Origin of the sequence: Tolypothrix sp. VBCCA 56010, from assembly GCF_050875635.1 — a bacterium.
Taxonomy (GTDB): Bacteria; Cyanobacteriota; Cyanobacteriia; order Cyanobacteriales; family Nostocaceae; genus Hassallia.
Genome location: NZ_JBPAOH010000243.1, coordinates 1 through 7,256, shown reverse-complemented (window position 1 = coordinate 7,256; position 7,256 = coordinate 1). Strand labels below are relative to the sequence as shown.

Here is a 7,256-nt window from a genome sequence, read left to right as displayed (position 1 = left end):
TTATCGCGCCCGTGCCTTGAGAGCTTTAGCAGAGAAACTGCCAGAGTTGTTGCCAGAAGCACTGGCTGCTGCCAGGTCGATTCAGGATGAGGATTCTCGCGCCCGTGCCTTGAGAGCTTTAGTAGAGAAACTGCCAGAGTTGTTGCCAGAAGCACTGGCTGCTGCCAGGTCGATTCAGAATGAGAGATATCGCGCCTATGCCTTGAGTGCATTAGCAGAGAAACTGCCACCAGAGTTGTTGCCAGAAGTACTGGCTGCTGCCAGGTCGATTCAGTCTGAGACTTATCGCGCCGATGCCTTGAGAGCATTAGCAGAGAAACTGCCAGAGGTGTTGCCAGAAGCACTCGCTGCTGCCAGGTCGATTCAGGATGAGTCAAATCGTGCCAAAGCCTTGAGTGCTTTAGCAGAGAAACTGCCAGAGGTGTTGCCAGAAGCACTGGCTGCTGCCAGGTCGATTCAGTCTAAGTATTCTCGCGCCGATGTCCTGAGAGTATTAGCTTTAGGTCTGTCACAAATGCCATCTGCGACACTTTTCCCCCTTTGGCGAGATATACTTCATGAATTATCCCTTCGCACTCGTCCTAACTTGCTGCAAGATATGACGGCATTGTTTTCAGTTATCTTTGCATTAGGTGGTGAAGCAGCAACGGCAGAAATTGCCCGTGCGATTCAGGATGTGGGGCGATGGTGGCGGTAATTTAACAGTTATTAGTTTGTTAGACATCGCAATTTTACAGCTACTCAACCCAGTTCTCTAATAACAGCGTAAAAATGCGAGAGAATTCTCGGATATTATTGGTGACGAGGGTAATACCGTTTCACTTTAAGGTTGATACAAATAGGCAGCAGGGGGCAGGGGGCAGGGAGCAGGGGGCAGGGGGAAAGGAAAAAGAAAGAATAATTTGTATCAGATTTTTCGTGAAATGGTATAACTCCTAAATTTAGAGCATGAGCGGCGATGAGCATATCCATTGCACCAATGATGAGTCCTCTACTTTCGCGATCGCAGTTTATAGAAGTGCTTACGCCTATATTGGTCTTTCTTACAGAATACAAACGCTTTCGCAGTTTATAGAAGTGCTTACGCCTATATTGGTCTTTCTTACAGAATACAAACGCTTTCGCAGTTTATAGAAGTGCTTACGCCTGTTGTTGCACTGCCTAGGTAGCGATATATAGCAACAAATTGGTGTCTACGCACTCCCCAACAAACTGAAGCGGTATGCCTCGTGACGGGAGCGGTATGCCTCGTGACGGGAGCGGTATGCCTCGTGCCGGGAGTGGTTTCCCTCGTGCCGGGAGCGGTCTTCCTCGTGACGGGAGCGGTATGCCTCGTGCCGGGAGCGGTCTCTTTCGTGCCGGGAGCGGTCTTTCTCGTGCCGGGAGTGGTCTCCCTCGTGCCGGGAGCGGTCTCCCTCGTGCCGGGAGCGGTCTCCCTCGTGCCGGGAGCGGTCTCCCTCGTGACGGGAGCGGTCTCTTTCGTGCTGGGAGCGGTTTCCCTCTCCTGTCGGAGACGCTACGCGAACGTGACGGGAGCGATCTCAGAACTTATGGGAGCCGTCTCCTTTAAAACTTTTATCAAGCTTAGACAATTATCTCTATAAATACCAACATCTAGTAATTAAATTCCGAAAAATTACTGCTATCACCTGAAAATTTTATGAAAAAAAATTGTGAGTTACGCTGAACCGGAACGCGGTTTAATTGAGGCAAGCTAGCTCTAGAAGCATCTGAAAAGAATAAATTTATGTCTCGTCAAAAACGCACATCCCGCATTTTAGTAAAAGCTCAGTTAAGATCCGCTGGATTGAAATCGATTCTTCCAAGCATCAAATTTGATGAAGATTATAGTATGGAAAAACTGATTGAGTCAATTGAGCAGTTAAATAACAAACTTGATGTTTATAACACCGCTTTGTCTGTGATTGACTCTTCTAAAACTGAAATTGAAGATATGGAAAAAAACTTGAGTCAGCTTTGTGAGAAGATGCTGATGGTGGTTGCTATCAAATACGGCAAAGACAGCCGCGAATATGAAATGGCAGGTGGTGTTCGTAATAGCGATCGCGTCCGCAAAATCAGGTCGAGCCGCTTGAAAAATGTGGCAGAACAAACATCAGATGAGAATGTGAAAACTGCATAGTAGCGAGTGTCTTAAAAGTAAGCGCGATCGCGCTTTCAATTTGACCACTCAAATTAATCATGCGATCGCTATATGCTTACAAACATTACTCAGATTGTTCGTCTAGATAAGATTGGCGGCTATGGCGAACATGAATAACTGCTACAATATCTTCTTCAACGATAAACAAAACTCGATATTTTTTTTGTTTTCCAACCCAGAGTTGCCTAATTTCACGACCAATCATTGCTGCTTCTGGTGCTACGCTACAGCGATTAGGAAATTTTTTAAGTGAGGCGATCGCATCTTGAAGTTCGTAATACCAATTGTTGGCTATTTCCGGACTCAGATTGTCGCATATCCAACGGTAAGATGTTTCTATTTCTTCAAAAGCAGTTGGTTGAATAAGAACCTGGTAATTCATCAACGGGGTGGAATGCTGAGTTTGTGCTGTAACGTTGCTAAGGCTATATCCGCAGGAATTCCTTCACCTCGATCAAACTCATCTAGTCCTTTACGAATACCTACTATTGTTTCTAAGTAATCAATACGTTCTAACAGTTCTCGGTATGTGTATCGAGACTGCTCTGGGTCTGTTTTGAGCGATTGCAAAAAGCCAAGCACATCTTCTAAAAGTTCATTTGGAGTGCTGTCAATTTCTTGTAATAGCAATTCTTTGATCGTCATTACAGTTATAGACATTAAAATTTATATTTTTAGTATAGCCATTTTTCTCGTTGAAAATAACAGAAAAGCTATACCTTGCGATCGCGCTTGCAATTTAGTCACTTAAAATTATGCGATCGCGCTTTCAATTTGACCACTCAAATTAATCATGCGATCGCACTGAAAAATCTGGCAATCTTCGGACAATATCAAGCGGACTTGATATAACTACTATGTACTAAACTGCTGGGCATAAAATCGCGCATAACGACGCTCAAGGGTTAACAATTCCTCATGAGTGCCAGATTCGACAATTTGCCCGCGTTCCAGAACTAAAATGCGATCGCATCTTCTCACCGTAGATAACCGATGGGCAATAATAAATACTGTCCGATCTGCCATTAATCTTTCGAGTGCTTCTTGCACCAAAGCTTCTGATTCTGAATCGAGTGCAGATGTCGCTTCATCTAAAATCAAAATTCTCGGATTTCGCAGAACAGCACGAGCGATGGCTATTCTTTGTCTTTGTCCACCGGATAAATTCACTCCTCTTTCACCTACCCAAGTATCATAACCCTCAGGTAATTGCATTATAAATTGATGTGCGTTAGCAATTTTCGCTGCTTCTTCTACAGCTTTCATCTCAAAAGCATCTTGTCCGAAAGCGATATTTTGGGCAATTGTCCCGGAAAACATGATAGTTTCTTGAGGAACAATAGCAATTTGTCGTCGCAGACTATCTAGCGTCACATCGCGAATATCAACACCATCAATTAAAATTTGACCAGCTTCGGGATCGTAAAAACGGGGTAGAAGATTGACGAAAGTAGTTTTACCAGCACCAGAAGCACCAACTAAAGCGATCGCTTCTCCTGGCATCGCCAATAAACTGATATCCTTAATTACAAATTCGCCTTTTTTGTAAGCAAAGGAAATATGACGATATTCCACCTTGCCGCTGACATCAGGTAGAGCGATCGCATTTAATTTTTCCTCCACCGTTGGTTGAATTGCCAACAACTCAAAAACGCGGTCTACAGAAGCTTCACCCTGTTTAAATTCGTTGTAATTGCTGGTAACATGACCAATCGGATCGATTAATAACGCACCTGCTGTTAAAAAGGCGACAAATTTATCAACCGTCAAATTACCTGTAGCAATTTGCCAACCACCGACGAAAAGTAAAATTAAAATACTGACAGCTTCTAAAAATCCGATGATGGGTATCTGAATTGCTTTGAGACGTTCCGCTGAGTACTTGGCTTTCATCGTGCGATCGGCTTCTCGACTAAAGCGGGCGATTTCGTACTTCTCGGCTGCGAAGGCTTGGATAATCCTAATACCGCTAAAAACCTCAGTTAATATTGCCGATAAATCAGATACATGACTTTGACTTTTGAGCGAAAATATACGCAAACGTTCGCCAAACCACCCAATTAAAACGCCCATCAACGGCGCAACGATAATAATAGCTAAGGTTAATTGCCAATTTAACCAAATCATGTATACAGGAATTGCCACCAACTGCAAAACGCAGGGGATAAAGTCGTGAAAGAGTTTATGCACAACTTCCCCAACTCTGTCAACATCTTCGGTCATTCGATAAGATAAATCGCCTGTTTTTGCAGTTTCAAAATAGCTAAGATTCAGCTTTTGCAAGTGGGTGTAGATATACTTGCGAAGATTAAAAGCTACTCGCAGAGCGGCTTTTGCCATGTATATATCTTGTACAGATTGAAAAAAACCTCTGACAAGAAACACCGCTGCCAGCATTGCAATTTCGAGAGCGATCGCAGATAAATTTCTCCCACCAAAGACACTTGCAAATTGACGCGCCAGTGTAATCAGAGCTAAAGTTGCTAATACATATCCGAAAATGCCAATAAAACCCTTGACAATATTGTGCCATTGGGGTCGAATATACGGTAAAAGTTGCCAGTAATTAGAGCGCGTTTTCAAGCTGTCACATCCACACAAATATTTTCTTTGTTTGACGCTATCAGCTTTTGTGTAGTTTCACAAACAGTTCTATTAGTCCGCGCAGGCGGACTTAGTTTGTATAGCCGCGACTTCAGTCGTCGGGTACTCACCTATAACTGTTGCAGGTTCTGATTCAATATCATCTACTTTATGGAATCCCCCAGCAAGCCAGCTATCAGCGACATCTTTAATGAAACTGGCTAGAGGTATAGCGATTAATAAACCTAATAATCCGCCTAATTTAGCACCTAACAATAAAGAAATTACCACCCACACCGGATTTAAACCAGTCAAATTACCTAAAATGCGAGGCGCAATAAAGTTAGAATTTACTTGATCGATCGCTACAGCAACGCCTAAAACTTCTACCCCTAACCAAAAGTTTTGCAACGCTACCAAAAGACTGACTATACTGATACCGATCCCCGTACCAAAAGGAAACAAAGAGAAAAAGCCAATTACAATCCCAAAAAGTAAAGCCAAGGGAACTTGTAAAGCTAAAAACGTCAGAGTAAGTGCTACTCCCAGCACGGCGCCCAAGGTAGCTTGACCGATAAAATAATTATGAAAATCTTCGCGCAGTAATTGCCGTACTGGTGTGCCAATCCGAGACGGTATCCATTGATAAAGTCCGTCCCAAAGGCGATCGCCATTGTACACCAGATAGATAGTCAGCACCACCGCCAGCAGACCGTTGACAACAATATTGATAGTATCTACAGCAAAACCGAGAATTTGACCTGTAAAAGTTTGCAGTTGGCTAGATAATCGGTCGAGTACTTGGTTAACTAAACCACTTAAATTAATCGGTAGCTGTTGTTGATTTAAAGCCCAATCTTGAAAAGCTTGCAGTTGGTCGGTTCCAGAATCAATCCAACTCGGCAAAATGTTGGCTAGTTCGTTGAGTTGTGCGAGAATTCGGGGAACTAAGGTGATACCCAAAGCTACTAAAATCACCACACTCAACAGCAAAACTACCACAATAGCCAAGTTGCGTTTAACCCCTCGTCGCTGTAAAAACTGAATTGGATAATCCAAAACAAAAGCTAGCAAAATTGCAGCAACAAAAACGCTTACCAAAGGTTGAAAATATTTTACAACCTGGATCAAGAGCCAACCGTTAAGAATGGCAAGGGGAAATGCCAATCCTAAACTTAACCATCGTGGCAATTTGTTTGCTGTTTGCATCATTGGAGAATTGATAGTAGTTAGTGGGGCATCGGGCATCGGGCATCGGGCATGGGGCATCGGGCATTGGGCATGGGGCATGGGGCATGGGGCATGGGGCATGGGGCATTGGTAATAATTATTTCCCCTTTCCCCTTTCCCCTTTCCACTTTCCCCTTTCCCCTTTGCCTAATGCCCATTGACGGCAGGTGCTTCAAGTCGGCAAAGCCGCCCAACGCACTGCCTCCCCAATGCCCAATGCCCATTACCTACTAACCATTTTCATAAAATCCAGCATAATTCGCTGAGGTATTATTCCTAAAGGTCGTACTTCGAGCGCGATCGCACTATAACAACTTCCCTGTAAAATATCGGATGGTGTCAATAATCCCATATCCCAGCCTTCATTCAGAACCAGTTGATTGAATTCTACTTCTAGAGGTGCATAAAAGACATGACGCACTGCCCTTTCATCGGGATAATAGCCAAAAAAAGCAAATGTTGGTGGTAAATTATAGCCGATTTCTTCTAAAATTTCTCGCTTTAGTGCTATATCTGGAGTTTCGCCCGGTTCGATATGTCCGCCAAATAGCGCCCATTGACCAGGATAGGGAATATTGGGGATGTTGTCACGCAATTGCATGAGAAACTTGTCTTTTTGGTAGAGAATAGCGATCGCTACTTGCACCTGTTGATTAGTCATAAAATTTGAACTGACGATTTAAAGTAACTATAATTACTCTTCCTCTAAATAAATTTCCCCAAACTCTTTGCCCCCCAAAGGGATACTTTGGTAATTCACTTTAGCCTTAACTACCACTGATTGTCCCTCTTTCCAATCAGTTTGATTGGTTAAAACCCAGATTTTGCCAGTTGAGTCATTGATTTGATAAACCTGCTGCTTGACAAGAGGAACTGATGAGTTTACCTTACCTTGAATGTAAACTGTACCTTTGTCTTGCCGTGGTTTCAGTTCCCGAATCGGGGTAACATTAACACCGATACTGAAGTTAACGCTATTTAACCCAGACTGCCCAGAATAACCACAACTAGATAATGCAAATAAACACAAAACTGTCAACCCCCAGTAGTAGTAAAAATTATTTTTTTTGTTTGTTGCATCATAGCTATGTGTTGAGGGAATTTTTGCATTACTTTCTTGCCTTGTCACCAGTTTCATAAAGTTAGTTCTCATTAATAGTATTCATTGGGAATTGGGAATGGGGAGGGGGGGAGTGGGAGAGGGGGGGAGTGGGGGAGGGGGGGAGTGGGAGAGGGGGGATGGGGGGGGGGGGGCGAGGGGAGTGTTAGCCAACAATTC

Annotated in this window: 9 protein-coding genes and 1 pseudogene; 3 read left to right on the top strand and 7 right to left on the bottom strand. The window is 43.5% G+C overall.

The features are described 5' to 3' along the window. Positions 1 to 697 (top strand): annotated as a pseudogene (locus tag AABK37_RS39200) (hypothetical protein); the annotation flags it as partial. Positions 698 to 1,747: 1,050 nt separating this feature from the next. Continuing rightward, on the top strand, positions 1,748 to 2,143 hold the full coding sequence (locus AABK37_RS39195) for a hypothetical protein (protein WP_432556799.1): 396 nt from the start codon (positions 1,748 to 1,750) through the stop codon (positions 2,141 to 2,143). A gap of 85 nt (positions 2,144 to 2,228) precedes the next feature. On the opposite strand, the gene AABK37_RS39190 is transcribed toward AABK37_RS39195, so the two are convergent. Both AABK37_RS39190 and AABK37_RS39185 read right to left on the bottom strand, forming a co-directional pair. Next, a complete protein-coding gene (locus tag AABK37_RS39190; protein WP_432556798.1) occupies positions 2,229 to 2,546 on the bottom strand; it encodes a type II toxin-antitoxin system RelE/ParE family toxin in 318 nt (105 codons plus the stop codon). Beyond that, on the bottom strand, positions 2,546 to 2,824 hold the full coding sequence (locus AABK37_RS39185; protein WP_432556797.1) for a prevent-host-death family protein: 279 nt from the start codon (positions 2,822 to 2,824) through the stop codon (positions 2,546 to 2,548). Before AABK37_RS39185 ends, AABK37_RS39190 begins: the two co-directional genes overlap by 1 nt. A 60-nt stretch (positions 2,825 to 2,884) precedes the next feature. On the opposite strand from AABK37_RS39185, the gene AABK37_RS39180 reads away from it, so the two are divergent. Further along, positions 2,885 to 3,016, top strand: a complete 132-nt coding sequence (locus tag AABK37_RS39180; protein WP_432556796.1) for a hypothetical protein — start codon at positions 2,885 to 2,887, stop codon at positions 3,014 to 3,016. A gap of 3 nt (positions 3,017 to 3,019) precedes the next feature. Here the strand turns inward: AABK37_RS39180 and AABK37_RS39175 are convergent, their stop codons facing one another. The 5 genes from AABK37_RS39175 to AABK37_RS39155 all read right to left on the bottom strand — a co-directional run bounded on the left by AABK37_RS39175 (position 3,020) and on the right by AABK37_RS39155 (position 7,130). After that, positions 3,020 to 4,747 carry an ABC transporter ATP-binding protein gene (locus AABK37_RS39175; protein ID WP_432556795.1) on the bottom strand — a complete coding sequence of 576 codons (1,728 nt, stop codon included), beginning with the start codon at positions 4,745 to 4,747 and terminating at the stop codon, positions 3,020 to 3,022. 72 nt (positions 4,748 to 4,819) lie between these two features. Beyond that, positions 4,820 to 5,956 carry an AI-2E family transporter gene (locus AABK37_RS39170; RefSeq protein ID WP_432556800.1) on the bottom strand — a complete coding sequence of 379 codons (1,137 nt, stop codon included), beginning with the start codon at positions 5,954 to 5,956 and terminating at the stop codon, positions 4,820 to 4,822. Between the two features lie 20 nt (positions 5,957 to 5,976). Continuing rightward, on the bottom strand, positions 5,977 to 6,201 hold the full coding sequence (locus AABK37_RS39165) for a hypothetical protein (RefSeq protein WP_432556794.1): 225 nt from the start codon (positions 6,199 to 6,201) through the stop codon (positions 5,977 to 5,979). Then, entirely contained in the window at positions 6,201 to 6,638 is a 438-nt protein-coding gene (locus AABK37_RS39160; RefSeq protein ID WP_432556793.1) for an NUDIX hydrolase, read from the bottom strand. Before AABK37_RS39160 ends, AABK37_RS39165 begins: the two co-directional genes overlap by 1 nt. A 33-nt stretch (positions 6,639 to 6,671) precedes the next feature. Continuing rightward, a complete protein-coding gene (locus AABK37_RS39155; protein ID WP_432556792.1) occupies positions 6,672 to 7,130 on the bottom strand; it encodes a hypothetical protein in 459 nt (152 codons plus the stop codon). Positions 7,131 to 7,256 lie beyond the last annotated feature (126 nt).